This window comes from Pseudomonas sp. GW822-FHT04H02, from assembly GCF_058800645.1.
In genome coordinates, this window is sequence record NZ_JBXAMM010000004.1 from 344342 (window position 1) to 362210 (window position 17869).

12 protein-coding genes are annotated in these 17869 nt (G+C 65.9%); 8 read left to right on the top strand and 4 right to left on the bottom strand.

Annotated elements, in window-relative coordinates:
• Nucleotides 1-9: 9 nt before the first annotated feature.
• The 6 genes from AC1RMG_RS19045 (at nt 10) to AC1RMG_RS19070 (ending at nt 10899) form a co-directional block, all read left to right on the top strand.
• Complete coding sequence (locus AC1RMG_RS19045; protein WP_493169934.1) at nt 10-2805, top strand: TonB-dependent receptor plug domain-containing protein; 2796 nt, start codon at nt 10-12, stop codon at nt 2803-2805.
• Nucleotide 2806: 1 nt separating this feature from the next.
• Nucleotides 2807-3907, top strand: coding sequence for a cytochrome-c peroxidase (locus AC1RMG_RS19050; protein WP_123397344.1), 1101 nt, complete (start codon nt 2807-2809; stop codon nt 3905-3907).
• Between the two features lie 252 nt (nt 3908-4159).
• On the top strand, nt 4160-4609 hold the full coding sequence (locus AC1RMG_RS19055; RefSeq protein WP_015636047.1) for a PTS sugar transporter subunit IIA: 450 nt from the start codon (nt 4160-4162) through the stop codon (nt 4607-4609).
• A gap of 246 nt (nt 4610-4855) precedes the next feature.
• Nucleotides 4856-6604: an efflux transporter outer membrane subunit gene (locus AC1RMG_RS19060; RefSeq protein ID WP_493169936.1), complete on the top strand. Its 1749-nt coding sequence runs from the start codon at nt 4856-4858 to the stop codon at nt 6602-6604.
• Nucleotides 6605-6616: 12 nt separating this feature from the next.
• Nucleotides 6617-7813: an efflux RND transporter periplasmic adaptor subunit gene (locus AC1RMG_RS19065; RefSeq protein ID WP_053159263.1), complete on the top strand. Its 1197-nt coding sequence runs from the start codon at nt 6617-6619 to the stop codon at nt 7811-7813.
• An 8-nt stretch (nt 7814-7821) separates the two neighbouring features.
• Nucleotides 7822-10899 carry an efflux RND transporter permease subunit gene (locus tag AC1RMG_RS19070; protein ID WP_011061894.1) on the top strand — a complete coding sequence of 1026 codons (3078 nt, stop codon included), beginning with the start codon at nt 7822-7824 and terminating at the stop codon, nt 10897-10899.
• Between the two features lie 28 nt (nt 10900-10927).
• On the opposite strand, the gene AC1RMG_RS19075 is transcribed toward AC1RMG_RS19070, so the two are convergent.
• The 3 genes from AC1RMG_RS19075 to AC1RMG_RS19085 form a co-directional block, all read right to left on the bottom strand.
• Nucleotides 10928-11356: a TOBE domain-containing protein gene (locus AC1RMG_RS19075; RefSeq protein WP_015636050.1), complete on the bottom strand. Its 429-nt coding sequence runs from the start codon at nt 11354-11356 to the stop codon at nt 10928-10930.
• A gap of 119 nt (nt 11357-11475) precedes the next feature.
• Nucleotides 11476-12786: an NtaA/DmoA family FMN-dependent monooxygenase gene (locus AC1RMG_RS19080; protein ID WP_093403948.1), complete on the bottom strand. Its 1311-nt coding sequence runs from the start codon at nt 12784-12786 to the stop codon at nt 11476-11478.
• A gap of 76 nt (nt 12787-12862) precedes the next feature.
• Nucleotides 12863-14956 (bottom strand): TonB-dependent receptor, encoded by a 2094-nt coding sequence (locus AC1RMG_RS19085; RefSeq protein WP_026020119.1) that lies wholly within the window; start codon nt 14954-14956, stop codon nt 12863-12865.
• 270 nt (nt 14957-15226) lie between these two features.
• On the opposite strand from AC1RMG_RS19085, the gene AC1RMG_RS19090 reads away from it, so the two are divergent.
• A complete protein-coding gene (locus tag AC1RMG_RS19090) occupies nt 15227-16012 on the top strand; it encodes an IclR family transcriptional regulator (RefSeq protein WP_169893601.1) in 786 nt (261 codons plus the stop codon).
• Between the two features lie 9 nt (nt 16013-16021).
• On the opposite strand, the gene AC1RMG_RS19095 is transcribed toward AC1RMG_RS19090, so the two are convergent.
• Nucleotides 16022-16813, bottom strand: a complete 792-nt coding sequence (locus tag AC1RMG_RS19095) for an ABC transporter ATP-binding protein (protein ID WP_011061899.1) — start codon at nt 16811-16813, stop codon at nt 16022-16024.
• A 147-nt stretch (nt 16814-16960) separates the two neighbouring features.
• On the opposite strand from AC1RMG_RS19095, the gene fepB reads away from it, so the two are divergent.
• The gene (gene fepB / locus AC1RMG_RS19100; RefSeq protein ID WP_011061900.1) at nt 16961-17866 is read left to right on the top strand and encodes a Fe2+-enterobactin ABC transporter substrate-binding protein; all 906 of its coding nucleotides are present in this window, start codon (nt 16961-16963) and stop codon (nt 17864-17866) included.
• The last annotated feature ends 3 nt before the right edge of the window (nt 17867-17869 follow it).

The following is a 17869-nucleotide window of genomic DNA, read 5'->3' on the forward strand; positions in this document are numbered from 1 at the left end:
CACCAGAGCATGTCCATTTTCCCCCAACAGGGACTACAGGGTTGCCGACGCAGTGCGCGGCTGTTGTGGCTGTCAGTGGGGCTGGCGGTGTCCCTGCCGGCCTTGGCCAGTGACCATCGGACACGGCATAGCATCGACATCGCACGCCAGCCGTTAAGCACGGCGCTGATGGCGCTGGCACAGCAGACCGGCCTGCAGATCAGCGTCGAGAGCCAACTGCTGCTCAACCTGAACGCTCCGGCGGTGCAGGGCGAACTGAGCACCGAGCAGGCGCTGGCGAAACTGCTCAAGGGCAGCCAGCTGGAGTGGATCTACATCGGTGACGACGCGCTGATGGTGCAACGGGCGACTCGCCCGCGTACCGACCCGGTCCGCCTGGGCAATACCAAGGTGCCTGGCGAGTTGTCGCTGCCCCAGGGTGAAACCCGAGTGGACCGCGCGACGATCGAAGCAATGCCGGCGGGCAATGGCGACATCACCAGCCTGTTGCGCAGCCATCCCAACGTGCAGTTCGACGACGCTCAGCTGAGCAGCAAGACCCCTGGCGAAATCGGCCCGGCCAACATCAGCATCAACGGGGCGCAGTTCTACCAGAATGCCTTCCTGGTCGATGGCATCAACATGAACAATGACATCGATCCGGCCGAATACCGGGTGCAATTGCTGGACGCGGTGCCGGGGCGCAGCCAGGGCCTGGCACTGGACACCGACCTGCTGGAGAACATCACGGTCTTGGACAGCAACGTGCCAGCGGCCTATGGCGGCTTCAACGGTGGCGTCATCGATGCACAGACCCGTGCACCGACCCAGGCGCTGCACGGCAAATTCTCGGTGCAGACCACCCGCTCCGCCTGGACCCAATATCACGTCGACGAAAGCGAAGAACAACGCATGGAAAACTCGGGCTCTCCCGACGAGCAGCCCAAGTTCGACAAGGTCACCGTTCGTGGCACGCTGCAGGGCCACCTGACCGACAATTTCGGCCTGCTTGGCAGCTTCAGCCAGAAGCGCTCGACCATCCCCCTGGGTTTCTACTCCTACAACAATGTCGAGGAGATGGGCTTTCACGAGGAGAAGCAGCAACGGCGCATCGACAACTACTTCCTCAAGTCGGTATGGAAAGCCAGCGATCAACTCACTGTTGAGACCAGCGTGACCCATGCCCCCGAGGAGAGTCACTACTTCCGTGCCAACGTGGCCAACTCGGGTTATGACAACAAGGCCGGTGGCACCCAAGTGAACCTGCGCACCGTCTGGGATGGCGACCTGGCGCGCGTCGAACAGAACCTGGCGTGGAGCGGCCAGGAACAGAGCCGCCAATCGGACTCCGCCGACTACTGGACCTGGCGCAAGTCGGCCACCAAGGACTGGGGCATCGGCAACAAGGCCACCTCCAATACCCTTGAAGGCGGTTGGGGTGATATCGAGCAGCAGCAACGTACCTGGCAGTACAAGCTCAATGCCGACTGGCGCAGCGTCGACTGGCTGGGCATGACTCACCGCCCGCAGACCGGCCTGGAGTTCTCCCGCCAGTACGTGCGCTACGAGCGCCTGACCGACAGCAGCACCTATGTCACCCCCGCGGCCACCACTACCTGCACCAACGGCGCCGGGGTTACCGACAGCGTCGCCTGCAACATCGGCCAGACCCTGAACGGCTGGGCGGGCCAGTACATGAAAAGCCGTACCCGCTATGCCACTGGCGAATTCGACTTCACCACCACCTCCTGGGGCAGCTGGCTGCAGGACGAGATCACCCTCGGCCAACTGACCTTGCGCCCGGGCGTGCGCGTGGACAGCGACGACTACATGGACAAGACCACCTGGGCGCCGCGCTTCTCCCTGGAATATGACCTGTTCGGTGACCGCACCACCTTGCTCAATGCCGGCGTCAACCGTTACTACGGGCGCAGCGTCAGCAGCTGGCAACTGCAGGACGGGCGCAACCGCCTGCGCTTCAACGAAACCCGCGACAGCCTGGACAAACCCTGGGTGGTCAAATCCAACGCGGCCAACCAGGTGCGCTTCAATCAGCTGGACATCCCCTACGACGACGAGCTGATGCTGGGCGTGGTGCAGCAATGGGCCGGGGTCGAATATGCCCTCAAGTATGTCAATCGCAAGGGGCGCGACCAGGTGGTTCAGGTGTCCGGCAAGACCTTGGGCGAGCCCTCCACGGACCCGACGCTGGCGAGCAACTACACCACCTACACCAACGACGGCAAGAGCGAGACCGACACCTACACCCTGACGGTGACACCGTTGCAGCGCTGGACACTGCTGGGCACCCAGACCGGCGGGCAACTGGCGCTCAACTGGACCGACAGCAAGGCCTCCGCACCGACCTACGTCGCCGCCGAGAACCTGTACTACCAGAACAGCGTCATCCAGTACCAGGGCAGCTTCATCAATTATGACGACCGCCCGGCCAGCAACTTCAACCGGCCCTGGACGGCCCGCCTGACGACCATCACCGAGATCCCCCAGGCCAATCTGCAGTGGAGCAACTTCTGGCGCTACCGCGCCGGCTACAAGCGCATTGGCGACACGGGGCGCAATGTGGACTACATGGGCACCTCGGTGGATGTCTGGGAGGAACAGAAATTCCAGGCGGCGCTGACCTGGGACACGCGCCTGGGCTGGCGTATTCCCACCGCCAGGGACCAGAACGTGTTCATCAATGTCGACGTGTTCAACGTGCTCGACAAGAAGTCGGTCAATGCCAACCAGACGGTCAACAGCAACTCGGTCTCGACCTATGAGGTGGGCCGCCAGTACTGGCTCGAAGTCGGATACGCGTTCTGAAATGCGCCGGTCCCTGAAGAGCCTGCAGGTCATGCTCGGCATGGTGCTGGTAATTGGCCCGCAGCACGTGCTGGCCTGCGCCACGAGCGAACCGTCTTGCCTGCGCGAGTTGTACAGCCGCCCCCCCGCGCAGTGGCCGGCGCCGCAGGTGGATGCCGGCGTGGCCTGGCAAGAGTTGGGCCCCTTGCCCGAGCGGGCGCCGTCTCCGGCGTACAACCCCTACACGCAGCAGAAGGCCGATCTGGGCCGCCGGCTGTTCTTCGACCCGCGCCTGTCGCGTTCGGGGCAGATTGCCTGCGCCTCCTGCCATGAACCGGACCTGGGGTTCGCCGATGGGCGTCGGGTTTCGTTCGGGCATGACCGTGCCGCGGGCCGGCGCAATGCACCGAGCCTGGTGGCCAGCGGCCTGGCCAAGAAGCTGTTCTGGGACGGGCGCGCCGACAGCCTGGAGATGCAGGCCCTGATGCCGGTCGTCGACCCCAAGGAGATGGCCTTCAGTGTCGCGCAACTGGTGGCCCGGCTGCGTGACACCAAGGACTACCCGGCACAGTTCGCCCAGGTATTTCCCGGACAGGCGCTGGGTGCCGAGCAGGTGGCGGCGGCATTGGCGACTTATCAGCGTGGCCTGCTGCGGGTTGCCCAACGCACCCCCTTCGAGCGTTTTCTACGGGGGCAGGCGAAGGCGCTCAGCGACCAGCAATTGCAGGGGCTGCACCTGTTTCGCACCAAGGCACGCTGCATGAACTGCCACTTCGGCCCGGGGATGCAGGACGACCGCTTCCACAATGCAGGCCTGACCTTCTATGGGCGCCTGCGCGAAGACCTCGGGCGCTATGAAGTCACCGGGCTGGCGCAGGATGTCGGGCGCATGCGCACACCTTCACTGCGGCTGGTGAGCCATACCGGCCCCTGGTTTCACAACGGGCTGGCCAGCAGCCTCGATCAGGTGCTGTTGTTCTACAACGCAGGCATGCCCAGGCCCGTACCCAAGGAGGGGCAGCTGCAAGACCCGCTGTTTCCCGTGACGTCGGCGCAATTGAAGGTATTGGAGCTGGACCGGACCGAACTGAAGGCACTGAAGGCTTTCCTGGAGGCCCTATGAGAGGTTGGCCGCGGCGGCTGCACATCGGTGTGCCCACACAGGGCCAGCGCCAGGGACTTGATCACCTCCTGCCCGCTGCGGATACCGCTGTCGAGCCAGACTTCGAGGCGCTGGGCAACAGGCGCCTGGCGGCAGCGGGCCGGCGGCTGGCGATCTAAAGAGTTCGTAAAGTCTGCCCGCCCGCCCCTCCCGGCACCTGGCAAATGCGCTTCAATAGCCTGCAAGCCAAGCCTGAAGCTCCCGGAGAAGCCCATGAGCAAAGTCGCCCGCTATCTGCAGGTCGAAGACATCCTCCTGGCGGTCAATGTCACGAACAAGCAGCGCCTGTTCGAGCAGGTCGGCCAGCACCTGCAAGAGACCCGGCAACTGCCGGCGGATTGGGTGGCCGCCAGCCTGTGGCGCCGGGAGCTGGCCGCCAGTACCGCCATCGGTGAAGGGGTCGCGGTGCCCCACGCGCGACTCGCCGAGCTCGATCGCATTCATGCGCTGTACCTGCGGCCGCAGACCGCCATGGCCTTTGCCGCCCCGGACCAGCAGCCGGTCAGCGATATCCTGGTGCTGCTGGTGCCCGCTCCCGCCGATCAGCAGCACCTGGACCTGCTGGCCGACACCGCCCGGCTGTTTACCAACCCGCGGTTTCGCCAGGCCCTGCTGCGCTGTACTGCACCGATGCAGGTCAAACAGCTGTTCGATCACTGGTAGCTTGACCCAGACACCTGCTCCAGCACGCAATACCCATTTGCCGCTCCCCGCGGCAAATGGGATAGCCCAAGCCCCACCGATCACCTTCCGGCACAAGATTTCATCTATTGGCGGTTAGCCGACTCATCCATTAACGTTCACTACACCTCACGCAGCCCAGCGCTTGAGGGGGGCGCCTGCCCTGCCGTCGCGCCGCTCTCCATATTCCTGTTGAACTCACTCACTGATTGCTCAATTAGAGAGAATATGAACAAGCCACAGCTGCTGCCTGTAGCCACTGGCGGCCGGCGTCCTCACAGGGACGAAGGTACCGGTCGAAAATCCTCTGGGCACCTGTCTCTTCTGTTGCTTGCCCGCTCGTCCCTGAACCTGATCTGCATCGCAGCCCTCGCCAGCTGCGCCGTGGGGCCGGATTTCAGCCGCCCGGAACTGAGCCGGGACGCCGGCTACAGCGCCACGCCCCTGCCGCCCGGCACCGTCACGGCGGGGGTCGCCGCCGGTGGCGCGGCGCAGCGACTGGTGAACGGCATGGACATTCCCGGGCAGTGGTGGACGCTGTTCCGCTCGCCGCAACTCGATGCCCTGGTGCAGGAAGCGCTGCAGGCCAACCCGGATATCGACGCCGCCCAGGCCGCGCTGCGCCAGGCCAATGAACTGCTGTACGCCGAACAGGCGTCGCTGTTTCCCTCCCTCAGCGCCTCGGCCTCGAAAACCCGCGAGAAGGTGTCCGCCGCCAGCGCCCTGGGCTCCAGCGGCGGTGCGGCAGCGGCCGGGGGCTCTGCGGCGCAGATCTTCACGGTCAACTCGGCGTCCCTGAGTGTGTCCTACGCCCCCGACGTGTTTGGCGGCACCCGCCGGCAGATCGAGGCCAGCGGTGCCCAGGCCGACTACCAGCGCTACCAGCTGGAGGCGACCTACCTGACCCTCACCGCCAACCTGGTGAACACCGCCATCAGCCTGGCCTCGATCCGTGACCAGATCGCCGCCACCGAAACCGTGATTCGCCTGCAGAGCGACCAGCTCGACCTGCTGCAGGCCCAGCGTCGACTGGGTGCCATCGGCGACAGCGATCTGCTGACCCAGCAAGCGACCCTGGCCCAGACCCGCGCCACCCTGCCGCCCTTGCAGAAACAGCAGGCCCAGACCCGCAACCAGTTGCAGGCCTACCTGGGTCGCTTCCCCAGCCAGGACCGTGGCGAACACTTCCAGCTGGCCTCCCTGCACCTGCCCGAGGAACTGCCCCTGAGCCTGCCTTCGGCCATCGTCGAGCAGCGGCCCGACGTGCGTTCCGCCGAGGCCCAGTTGCATCAGGCCAGCGCCGATATCGGCGTGGCCATCGCCAACCAGTTGCCGCAGTTCAGCATTACCGGTTCCCTGGGCTCCACGGCGCTGGCGGGCACCAAACTGTTTTCCTCCGGCACCGGGGTCTGGAGCCTGGCCGGCTCCATCGCCCAGCCGCTGTTCGACGCCGGCGCCCTGGAGCATCGCAAGCGCGCCGCGGTGGCCGCCTATGAGCAGGCCGCAGCGCGCTATCGCGGCACGGTGATCACCGCCTTCCAGGACGTAGCCAATGCCCTGCGTGCCCTGCAGGCCGACGCCGAGGCCCTGCAACAGCAAGTGCTGGCCGAGACCGCCGCGCGCCAGAGCCTGGACCTGGCCCAGGCCCAGTACCGCCTGGGCGCGGTGGGCTACCTGAACCTGCTGACCGCGCAGCAGACCTACCAGAACGCGATTGTCAGCCGGGTGCGGGCCCAGGCCGCCCGCTACAGCGACACCACGGCGCTGTTCCAGGCCCTGGGGGGCGGCTGGTGGCAGCGCCAGGATGTCGACCCCGACAGCCTCGGCAGCCCCGATCGTTTCGGCTGGCCGTCGCTCAAGGAGATGTACCCGCCGCCCGCGACCCAGCACCGCGAACAGGCTCAAGCCGGCCAGCCGGGCCGGCTCCAGGGGCCGGCAGCAGCCGCGCCGTCCACTCGACCTGCACCCTTGCCTTAAGTGAGATCCGCCATGGCCGATGTCCACTCCAGCCCCTCCCCTGCGCACCCCGGCGCGGCCCCCCAGGCGCCGCGCAAGCGCCGGCTGCTGCGGCCGATGCTGATCATGCTCGGCGTGGTGCTGCTGATCGTCGCGGTGATCGGTGGGGTCAAGTTCGCGCAGATCTCCAAGCTGATCGCCCAGGCCAAGGTGCCCCTGCCGCCCGCGGTGGTTACCGCCATCAAGGCCCAGTACGAAGAGTGGCAGCCCAGCGTCTCCGCGGTGGGCTCGATGAAGACCGTGCGCGGGGTGGACGTGACCACCGAGGTCGGCGGCATCGTGCGCAGCATCGGCTTCAAGCCCGGCCAGGAAGTGGCCGCCGGCGACCTGCTGGTGCAGTTGAATGCCGACTCCGACATCGCCCAGTTGCATTCCCTGGAAGCCACCGCGGCCCTGGCCGGCACGGTGCTCAAGCGCGACCGGGCGCAACTGAAGGTGAGCGCGGTGTCCCAGGCCCTGGTCGAGGCCGACGAAGCCGACCTCAAGGCCAAACTGGCCGCTGCCGAACAGCAGCGCGCGCTGGTGGCGAAGAAGAGCATCCGCGCGCCCTTTGCCGGGCGCATCGGCATCACCGCGGTCAACCCCGGGCAATACCTCAACCCGGGGGACAAGATCGCCAACCTGCAGACCTTCGACCCGATCTACATCGACTTCAACGTGCCCCAGGCCCAGGTGCAGCAGGTGGCCCTGGGCCAGAGCGTCACGGTCAGCGCCGACGGCCTGCCCAAACAGACGTTCACCGGCCGGGTCAGCTCCATCGACACCCAGTTCGACCCCAACACCCGCAACGTCACAGTGGAAGCCACCATCGACAACCCCAAGCGCAGCCTGGTGCCCGGCATGTTCGCCCGGGCCGTGGTGGCCTCCGGCGGCACCCAGCGTTACCTGACCCTGCCCCAGACCGCGGTCACCTATAACCCCTACGGCACCACGGTGTTCATCGCCAGCCAGAAGAACAACGACCAGGGCGACGCAGTGCTCACCGCGCAGCAGACCTTCATCGAAACCGGCCCCAACCGTGGCGACCAGGTGGCGGTGCTGTCAGGGGTCAAGGAAGGCGACCTGGTGATCACCAGCGGCCAGATGAAACTCAAGAACGGCTCGCCGGTGAAAGTCGACAACAGCCACGCGCCGCGCAACGATCCTTCGCCGACGCCGCAAGAGCACTAGGGCCCGCCATGAACTTCACCGATACCTTTATCAAGCGTCCGGTCTGGGCCGTGGTGGTCTCGCTGTTCATCCTGATCCTGGGCCTGCGCTCGATCTTCGAGCTGCCGGTGAACCAGTGGCCGCGCACGGAGAACACCGTGGTCACCATCAGCACCTATTACTACGGGGCCGACGCCGCCACCGTGGCCGGTTTCATTACCCAGCCCCTGGAGGCCGCCATCGCCCAGGCCCAGGGCATCGACTATCTGTCGTCCACCAGCATCACCGGGCTCTCCACCATTACCGCGACCCTGCGCCTGAACTACGACTCCAGCAAGGCGCTGACCGAGATCAACACCCAGGTCAACTCGGTGAAGAACCAGTTGCCGGCCCAGTCCCAGGAACCGGTGCTGACGGTAGCGGTGGGCCAGACCACCGACGCCATGTACCTGGGGTTCTACAGCGACACCCTGGCCACCAACAACATCACCGACTACCTGGTGCGGGTGGTCAAGCCCAAGCTCGATTCCCTGGAAGGCGTGCAGACCGCAGAGATCCTCGGCGGCCGCCAGTTCGCCCTGCGGGCCTGGCTCGACCCGGACAAGCTGGCGGCCCACAACGTCACCGCCCAGGACGTGGCCACGGCCCTGGGCAACAACAACTACCTGTCCGCCGTGGGCTCCACCAAGGGGCAGATGATCACTGTGGACCTCACCGCCGGCACCGACCTGCACACGGTGGACGAATTCAAGCGCCTGGTGGTCAAGCACAACGGCGACGCCCTGGTGTACCTGGAGGACCTGGGCAACGTCACCCTGGGGGCGGAAAACTACGACAGCAGCGTGGCTTTCTCCGGCAAGCGCTCGGTGTTCATCGGCATCAAGGCAGCGCCCACCGCCAACATCCTCAACGTCGCCGACAACGTGCGCAAAGCCTTCCCCGAACTGCAATCGCAACTGCCGGCCGGGGTGCGCGGCGAGATCGTCTACGACTCCACGGCCTTCATCAACACCTCGATCTTCGAGGTGGTGAAGACCCTGGTGGAAGCCATGATCATCGTCTCGGTGGTGATCTACCTGTTCCTCGGTTCGTTCCGTGCGGTGATCGTGCCGCTGGTGGCGATCCCGCTGTCGCTGGTGGGCACCTTCTTCGTCATGTACCTGCTGGGTTATTCCATCAACCTGCTGACCCTGCTGGCCCTGGTGCTGGCCATCGGTCTTGTGGTGGACGACGCCATCATCGTGGTGGAAAACGTCGACCGGCATATCAAGGAGCAAGGCCGCGGCGTACTGGAGGCGGCGCTGCTGGCGGCCCGCGAGCTGGGCGGCCCGATCATCGCCATGACCGTGGTGCTGATCGCCGCCTACGTGCCCATCGGCCTGCGCAGCGGCCTGACCGGGGCGCTGTTCAAGGAGTTCTGTTTTTCCCTGGCCGGCGCAGTGACGGTGTCGGCGGTGATCGCCCTGACCCTGTCGCCAATGATGACCTCGCGGCTGTTCAAGAGCGGCCAGGAGGAAGGCCGGTTCGCCAAGCGCCTGGACCGCTACTTCGACTGGCTGCGGGGGCGCTACCACCGGGTGCTGGCGGCCGGGCTGGATAGCTGGCCGGTGCTGGTGACCTTCGGCTTCCTGCTGTTCGTGCTGGTGGCCGCCAGTGGCCTGACCGCCAAGAGCGAGCTGTCGCCCACCGAGGACCAGGGCCTGGTGTTCATGCAGATCAAGGGCGCGCCCACCGCCTCGCCGCAGCAGATGGAGTGGATTGCCGACCAGGCGTTCCAGATCGCCAACAAGGAGCCCGAGTACCTGCAGATGTTCCAGCTCACCGGCCTGCCCTCGCTGAACCAGGGCCTGGGCGGGGTGCTGCTCAAGTCCTGGGAGGATCGTGACCGCTCCCAGGCGCAGTTGATCCTCGACCTGCAACAGAAGTGGAACCAGGTGCCCGGCGCCACCATCGCCGCCTTCCCCCTGCCCTCGCTGCCCGGCGCCCAGGGCCTGCCGGTGCAGTTCGTGATCAGCACCACCGAGTCGGTGGCCAACCTCAACGAGGTGGCCCAGGCGGTACTGGCCGAGGCCACCAAGCAGCAGCTGTTCTGGTTTTCCGACCTGGACCTCAAGCTCGACAAGCCCCAGGCCAAGCTGGTGGTGGACCGGGAAAAGATCGCCGCCCTGGGCATGACCCAGGCCGACGTCGGCGCCGCGCTCTCGGCGGCCCTGGGGGGCAACTACGTGAACTACTTTTCCACCGCCGGGCGCTCCTACAAGGTGATCCCCCAGGTGCTGCAGGTGGACCGGCTGAACCCCGAACAGATCCTCGACTACTACATCCGTACCCCGTCGGGGGCGATGATTGCAGCGCGCACCGTGGCCCATATCGAAACCTCCACCGAGCCTGAGTCGGTCAACCACTTCCAGCAGCTCAACTCGGCGACCCTGTCCGGGGTCAGCGGCGTGTCCCAGGGCGAGTTGCTGGCCCGGCTCAAGGGCATTCTGGAACAGGTGGCACCATCCGGTTACTCCAGCGACTACGCCGGCGAATCACGGCAGTTCATCCAGGAGTCGGGGGGGTTCGTCGGCCTGCTGCTGTTCTCGATCCTGATCGTCTACCTGGCCCTGGCGTTCCAGTTCGAGAGCTATCGCGACCCGGTGGTGATCCTGTTCTCGGTGCCGCCGGCGCTGTTCGGCGCCCTGGCCTTCATCACCATGGGGTTCGCCTCGATCAACGTCTACACCCAGGTCGGGCTGGTGACGCTGCTGGGGCTGATCACCAAGCACGGGATCCTCATCGTGCAGTTCGCCAACCAATTGCAGCGCGCCGGCCACAATAAGCGCGAAGCCATCGAAGAAGCCGCCGCAGTGCGCCTGCGGCCGATCCTGATGACCACCGCGGCCATGGTCCTGGGGGTGGTGCCGCTGGTCTGGGCTTCCGGCGCCGGCGCGGCGGGCCGCCACGACATGGGCCTGGTGATCTTCGCCGGGCTGTCCATCGGCACCCTGCTGACCCTGTTCATGGTGCCGGCCATGTACCTGTTCATTGGCAGTACGCACTCTGCCGCAAGCATCGAGAACCCGGGGGCGCAGGCGGATGCCGGAGCTTCCGACAGCGCCTGAACCCCTGCTCGATCGAAACCGCCGGGTATCAGGCCGGCACGCCCAGGATGATGTGGGAAGCCTTGATCACCGCCGTGGCGCTGACGCCCGGAGCCAGGCCCAGTTCGGTCACCGCATCGCGGGTGACGATGGAATACACCTGGCTGCCGCCGCTGAGCTCCAGCACCACTTCGGCGTTGACCGCACCATCGGTGACGCTGATCACCTTGCCCTGCAGGCAGTTGCGAGCGGACAGGCGGATGCCCTCGGCATCGGTCATGAGCATCACCCAGGGTGCCTTGACCAGGGCCAGGGCCTCGGTGCCCGGGGCGATGCCCAGGCTACGCAGGCTTTGCAGGGTCACCACCGCCACAAGTTGCTCGCCGCCCTCCAGGGACAGCACCACCTCGGCGTTGACCGAACCCTCTTCCACCTGGCTGACCCGGCCTTTGAACACGTTGCGTGCACTGACTTTCATGTTGCATTCCTTTTATTGACTGCGGGGTTAGGATCGCCCGGCATGATCCGGGCGCACGTTGTGGAGAAACAACCATAGCGCCCGCCACTCAAAGCCGGATATTTCTCGCAGGCCCCGGGTCAATCCTGCTCTTGCAGGTGTTCGATAAAGGTCGTGCCGCTATAGCGCTCGCGAAACAGCCCCGCCTCCACCAGCATCGGTATCACCTGTTCCAGGAAAATGTGCATCGAACGAATCGAGCCCCCCGGCGCGGCGATAAAGCCGTCCATGGCGCCGGCCTCGGCCCATTCCACGATCTGTGCAAATGCATCTTCGGCGGTGCCTATCACTTGCCAGTGGGCCGCGGAAATCACTTCCGGGCGCAGCAGCAGTTCGTCCAGGCGCAGGGTTTCGCGCTCGATCAACCGCCGCAGCAGGTTGGTGTGGGTACGGCTGCCGGGGTTGTGCACCGGGGCCGGCAGGTCGGCGGCGCTCACCGGGCGGTCCAGGGGCCAGTCGCTTAAATCGAGGCCGATCATCTGCTGGATCGAGGCGAACTTGCGCGCGTTGTCCGGGCGCCCGTGGGTTTGCATGAACAGCTCGCGGGCCTGTTCCCGGGTCGGCGCCAGGTACAGGCTCAGGCCCGGCAGCAGGCGGATGTCCTCGGGGCGGCGGCCGTGGCGCCGGGCCCGTTGCGAGAGGTCGCGACGCAGTTCCAGGGCCGCATCCTTGTCCGGGGTCGGAGCGAACACCAGGTCGGCCACCGAGGCGGCAAAGTCGCGACCGGTGTCCGAGGCGCCGGCCTGGACCAGGGGAATCCGTGCCTTGCCGAACGCCGGCAGGTTGAGCGGGCCGCGCACCCGGAAGTGCTCGCCGGCATGGTCCACCGGGTGCACCTGGCTGCGGTCGGCGTAACGGCCGTTCTCCCGGTCCAGTAGCAGCGCCTGGTTAGGGTAGCTGGCCCACAGGTCGTGCACCAGGCGGGTGAACTCCGCCGCCCGGGCATAGCGCTCATCCGCGCCGGGCATGGCCTCCAGGCCGAAGTTCTCGTGGCCCTGCAAGGCGGTGACGATGTTCCAGCCGGCGCGGCCGTTGCTCACCCAATGCAGCGACTGCAACTGGCGCGCCACCACATAGGGCGGGAAGAAGGTGGTGGAAACGGTGGACACCAGGCCGATGCGGGACGTCTCCCGGGCGATGCACGCCAGCAGCACCGTGGGATCGAGGCTGGCGAAACCCGAGCCGCTTTCCAGGCCGTCCATGTTCAGGCAACTGACGTCGGGGCGGAACACGAAATCCAGGTGCGCGGCCTCGGAACGCTTGGCGATGTCCACGGCGAAGTCGGCGCTGTAGATGCCTTCGATATTGCTGTCGGGCTGGCGCCAGGCATCGCCACTGAGCCAGGTGGGGGCCAGGGACATGCCGATATGCAGGCGTTTGCGGTTACTCATCTGTTGCCAATCTCCTGTGTACGAATGAACGCCGGCAGCGCCTCGAGGGGCGGCCGGCGACGGGTTCCCGGGGGCCTCAGAACGCCCCTTTGACGCCGATGCCCAGGGTCCGTGGCTGGGTCATGCTGGCCTCGATGCCGCCGATGCCGCGGTTCTGCTGCATGTAGGTGGGCGAGCGGTCGTCGAAGACGTTCTTGACGTAGCCATAGAGCTGCACCTGGTCGTTGAAGCGGTAGCTCATGCGCGCATCGGTCAGGGTGTAGGGCTTGATCGAATAGGCCGAGGTGTTGGCGGTATCCGAGTAGTAGCCGTCCAGGTAGCGCACCTGGGCATTGAGGTTCAGGCGCTCGGTGATGTCCCAGCTGGGGCCGACGCTCAGGGTGTAGCCCGGCGAGCGGGCAAACTCGTTGTGGGCGTAGTCGGCATTGCTGGAAATCTTGTCGATGCGGGTGCGCAAGGTGCCGGCGCTGGCCTTGAGCCGCAGGTTGTCCAGCAGGCGATAGTCCAGATCCAGCTCCAGGCCATAGGCGTGGGCCTTCTCGGCGTTGATGGTGTAGGACTGTGCCACCCCCGGGGAAATCACCACCGGGATGTTGTACTGGGCGTCCTTGAAATCCATGTAGAACAGGTTGGTGTTGATCAGCAGGCGGTCGTCGAGAAAGCTAGCGCGGCTGAACAGCTCATAGTTCCAGATCGACTCTTCCTTGAAATAGGCCCATTGCCGGGTCGTCAGGTTCAGCGACACACCGCCCGGGTTGTAGCCCCGGCTGACCAGGCCACCGACGGTCCAGTGCGGGGTGGCGGCGTAGGCCAGGGAAACCTTGGGCAGCACGGTGGAGAAGGTCTTGTCGTAGTTCAGCGCGCCGGGAGCCAGCACCGAGTTGCCCGTGCGCTCGATGTGGTCCTGCTGGTAGCGCAGGCCGGTGCTCAGGGTCCACAGGTCGGTGAGCCGGTAGTTGAGCTCGCCGAAGATCCCCAGGTTGGTCTTGGTGTCGTCGAAGGCCGAACGGCCCCGCAGGTTGAGGGTTTCGTCGGTGCGGGTGCGGGCGTAGTAGATCCCGCCCATGCCACTGAGCAGGTCCTCTTTCTCACCGAAGGTCAGGCGCGACTCGTTGGAGGCGTTCTTCTGGTGGATGTCGGCATCGCCCTCGCCCGCCGCCCCGGTCACCCGGTGCACCGACGACAGCGAATACTGCGCCTGGTTGAACAGCTTGAGGCCATTACCCAGCTCATAGGAGACGTCGAGGATGCTGGTGTTGGTGTCCTGTTCCCAGGACGGCATGGTGGTGGAGCTGTGCTCCAGCTTGTGGAACGGCGCCGAGGCGGCTTCCTGGGTCGGGCGGTTGCTGTCGTTGTGGGCGAAGGTGAACTGGCTTTCCAGCCCTGGAATGTCGGTGGGCAACCACAGCAGCTTGGCCCGGGCATTGAGGTTGCGAAAATCCTGGTCGGTCTTGCCGCCCTGGAACTTCGGGTTGTCGTAGTCGATGAAGGTGTCGCGGGCCGAATAGTCCACTGCCAGGCGCCCGGCAAAGTCCTGGGCCAGGGGCCCGGACACCGCCACCGAACTGCGCCGCGAGTGGTAGCTGCCGATCTCCGCCTGGTAGGCCGCCTCGGGGGTGAAGGTCGGGTTCTTGGTGTTGACGATGATCGCCCCGGCAATCGCATTAGCGCCCTGGGAGGTGGTCTGCGGGCCGCGGAACACCTCGATGCTGTCCAGGTCCCAGACCGAGGTCGCGCCGAAGAACATCTCGTTGTAGTTCAGGTAGTGGCCGTCCAGGTTGATGGTGGCCCGCGGCACCGTACCACCCCAGAACACGTTCTGCCCGTTGTTCGGGCCCTGGGTGTCCTGGCCGCGGATGATCGGCGCGCCCACCGAATCGGTGTAGATCACGTTGGGGCTGCCGTTGATGACCTCCGACACCGACGCATCGCCGGTCTTGTTCTGGTCGATATCGCGGTCGGTGATGATCGACACCGAGGAGGCGGTGTCCTTCAGCTCGCGGTCGAGTTTCTCACCGGTGACCACCAGCGATTCCAGGGCCAGGCTGCCTTTCCCTGGCTTGTCTGGCTGCCTGCTGTCCTCGGCCATCAGCGGCGGGCTCGCCAGCAGGGTGGACAAGGTGAGAACGCCAATACCGTGACTGAATGTGCGGTGCGTAAGGGCCATCAAAACTTCCTTCCAAATGAGAATGATCCTCTTTCACGATTAGGCTATCACGCTGCCATGATATTCCTCAATACGGAATACGTTCTGCAAATTGGAATGATCTACACTTTTGGCCCGGGCGCATTCCCCCGTCCCAGGCAGGCGGTGGAACCGGTATCATGGCCGCCGCTAGCGCCAGCGCCGCGCAGGCCGTAGCCTGCGTACCCCACGCGGCCAGACATTGGTGAGGAGACCCAGCCGTTGAACAGTTCGCAGCCCCCGTTGGACGAGACCCTGGATGCACCGCCGGAAAAACGTTCCGGGGTGATCCAGTCGGTGTCGATCGCCGCGCGTTTTCTCAACACCCTGGCCAATGCCGAGGGTGAGCTGGCCCTGGGGGAAGTGGCCAGGCGCACCGGCACGGGTGGCTCCACCGCCCACCGCTACCTGCAAAGCCTGGTCAAGGAAGGGCTGGCCAAGCAGGACCCGCTCAGTGGCCTGTACGACCTGGGCCCGGCGGCCCTGAGCATCGGCATTGGCGCGCTCAAGCGCATCGATGCGGTGGACATCGCCGCCCAGCGCATGAAAGCCCTGGCCCAGCGGCATGCCGCCAGCGGGGGCGTGGCGATCTGGACCGACCGCGGGCCGACCCTGGTGCGCTGGTACCGCAGCGCCTATTTCTCCATCAACCCCCTGGCCCTGGGGGACATCCTGCCCATCGACAACACCGCCTGCGGCCTGGTGTTCCAGGCCTTTCTGCCCAAGGCCGTGATCGACGCGGCGCGCAAGCAGCAGCCGGCGCATTTTCGCGGCACCCCGCCCAGTGCCGCGGTGCTCGACGAGGTACGACGCCGGCATTGGGCCGAACTCACCAGTCACCTGCTGTCCAACGTCACCGGGCAGGCCGCGCCGGTATTCGACGCCCAGCAGGAGATCGTCTGCGTGATGACCACAGTCACTGACCTGGGACAATTGCAGGCCCCGCAAGACCGCGATGCGCTGTTCCATGAAGCGGCCCAGGTCAATCAGGCCACCGGTGGCCAGCGCGTGCCCCAGGAAGCGTTGCCGGCGCGCCCCTGAGCCGTGGCTTCAGGCCGGGTCGATCCGGCCCTTGGGCACCATCAACGGCGTGCCGCTGACCGGGTCGCGGATGATCACCGAGGCCAGGCCGAACACCTGCTCCACCAGGGCCTCGGTGAAGATCGCCGCCGGCGCGCCCTGGGCGACGATGGCGCCGTCGCGCAGGGCGATCAGGTGGCTGGCATAGCGGCAGGCCTGGTTCAAGTCATGCAGCACCGCGACGATGGTCCGGCCCTGGCGGTTGAGCTCGGCCAAAAGCTCCAGCAGCTCGATCTGATGGACGATATCCAGGTAGGTGGTGGGCTCGTCCAGCAGCAGGATCGGCGTTTCCTGGGCCAGCACCATGGCGATCCAAACCCGCTGGCGCTGGCCGCCGGACAACTCGTCCAGCAAGCGTTCGGCCAGCGCCTCGACCCGGGTCGCGGCCATCGCCCCGCGCACCGCCTGCTCATCCTCCTTCGACCACTGGCGCAGCAACGACTGGTGCGGATAGCGCCCGCGCGCCACCAGTTCGGCAACGCTGATGCCATCCGGCGCCATGGCGCTTTGCGGCAGCAGGCCCAGGCGCCGGGCCACTTCCCGGGCCGGCAGTTGGCGGATGTCCTTGCCATCGAGCACCACCCGCCCTTCAGCCGGTGCCAGTAGCCGGGACAACGCCGCCAGCAAGGTGGATTTGCCACAGGCGTTGGGCCCGACAATGACCGTGAACGAGCCGTCGGGAATGCTCAGGGACAGGCCCTGGGAAATGATTCGCGCGTCGTGGCGCAAGGTCACGGCATCGGCGTGCAAACGGTGAGTCATGGCGGGGTTTTCCTTGGGAGACAAGCGCTTGCAGTATTGCAATTGCGGAATGGATTCTACAATATGGAACGCATTGCATGAGAAGCATTATCATATGGTTCTGCTGTTCAGGCCCCTGCGCCCCACCCTTTACCGTCCGATGGATCGATGATGAACCCACGCCTTTGCGCCCGGCTGCTCAGTGCAGCGGTCCTGGCCCTGAGTTGCCAGCTGGCCCTCGGGGCAAGCACCACCCCCACCCGTATCGTCTCCACCAGCCCCAGCGTCACCGGGATCCTGCTGGCCATGGATGCGCCGCTGGTGGCCAGCGCCGCCACCACCCCCAGCCGCCTCACCGATGAGCGCGGGTTCTTTTCCCAGTGGGCAGAAGTGGCCAGGCAGCGCGGCGTAGCGGTGCTGTACCGCAACCTGCAATTCGATATCGAAGCGGTGATCGCCGCTGACCCGGACCTGCTGGTGGTGTCCGCCACCGGCGCCGACAGCGTGGTCGCCCACCGCAGCGAGCTGCAGGCCCAGGGCCTGGAGACCCTGGTGGTGGACTACTCGAACCAGAGCTGGCAAGACATCGCCACCGCCCTGGGCCAGCGCACCGGCCTGGAGCAACAGGCCCGGGCGGCGATCCAGCGCTTCGACCAGTACACCGCGCAAACCGCCGCCCGCATCACCCCGCCCCCGGGGCCGGTGAGCGTGGTGGGCTACAACATTGCCGGCAGCTATTCCATCGGCCGCCTGAACAGCCCCCAGGCCCGGCTGCTCGGCGCTCTTGGCTTCAAGGTCGCGGAGCTGCCCGAGGCGCTGGCGGGCAAGGTCACCCGAGCGTCGGACTTCCAGTTCATCTCCCGGGAAAACCTGCCGGCGGCGATCACCGGTGACAGCGTGTTCCTGCTCAGCGCCACCGACGGCGACGTGCAGGCGTTCCTCGCCGACCCGGTGCTGGCCAACCTGCCAGCGGTGATCAACCGGCGGGTGTATGCCCTGGGCCCGAGTTCGTTTCGCATCGACTATTACTCGGGACGGCAGATGATCGATGCCGTCGCCGCGCACTTTCGCTAAGCC

What these genes read in the sequence shown, in the direction of transcription:
- AC1RMG_RS19080 (WP_093403948.1), bottom strand. Translation starts at nt 12,786, where the DNA reads ATGAGTAACCGCAAACGCCTGCATATCGGCATGTCCCTGGCCCCCACC.
- fepB (WP_011061900.1), top strand. Translation starts at nt 16,961, where the DNA reads ATGATGAACCCACGCCTTTGCGCCCGGCTGCTCAGTGCAGCGGTCCTG.
- AC1RMG_RS19075 (WP_015636050.1), bottom strand. Translation starts at nt 11,356, where the DNA reads ATGAAAGTCAGTGCACGCAACGTGTTCAAAGGCCGGGTCAGCCAGGTG.
- AC1RMG_RS19055 (WP_015636047.1), top strand. Translation starts at nt 4,160, where the DNA reads ATGAGCAAAGTCGCCCGCTATCTGCAGGTCGAAGACATCCTCCTGGCG.
- AC1RMG_RS19050 (WP_123397344.1), top strand. Translation starts at nt 2,807, where the DNA reads ATGCGCCGGTCCCTGAAGAGCCTGCAGGTCATGCTCGGCATGGTGCTG.
- AC1RMG_RS19095 (WP_011061899.1), bottom strand. Translation starts at nt 16,813, where the DNA reads ATGACTCACCGTTTGCACGCCGATGCCGTGACCTTGCGCCACGACGCG.
- AC1RMG_RS19070 (WP_011061894.1), top strand. Translation starts at nt 7,822, where the DNA reads ATGAACTTCACCGATACCTTTATCAAGCGTCCGGTCTGGGCCGTGGTG.
- AC1RMG_RS19060 (WP_493169936.1), top strand. Translation starts at nt 4,856, where the DNA reads ATGAACAAGCCACAGCTGCTGCCTGTAGCCACTGGCGGCCGGCGTCCT.
- AC1RMG_RS19065 (WP_053159263.1), top strand. Translation starts at nt 6,617, where the DNA reads ATGGCCGATGTCCACTCCAGCCCCTCCCCTGCGCACCCCGGCGCGGCC.
- AC1RMG_RS19045 (WP_493169934.1), top strand. Translation starts at nt 10, where the DNA reads ATGTCCATTTTCCCCCAACAGGGACTACAGGGTTGCCGACGCAGTGCG.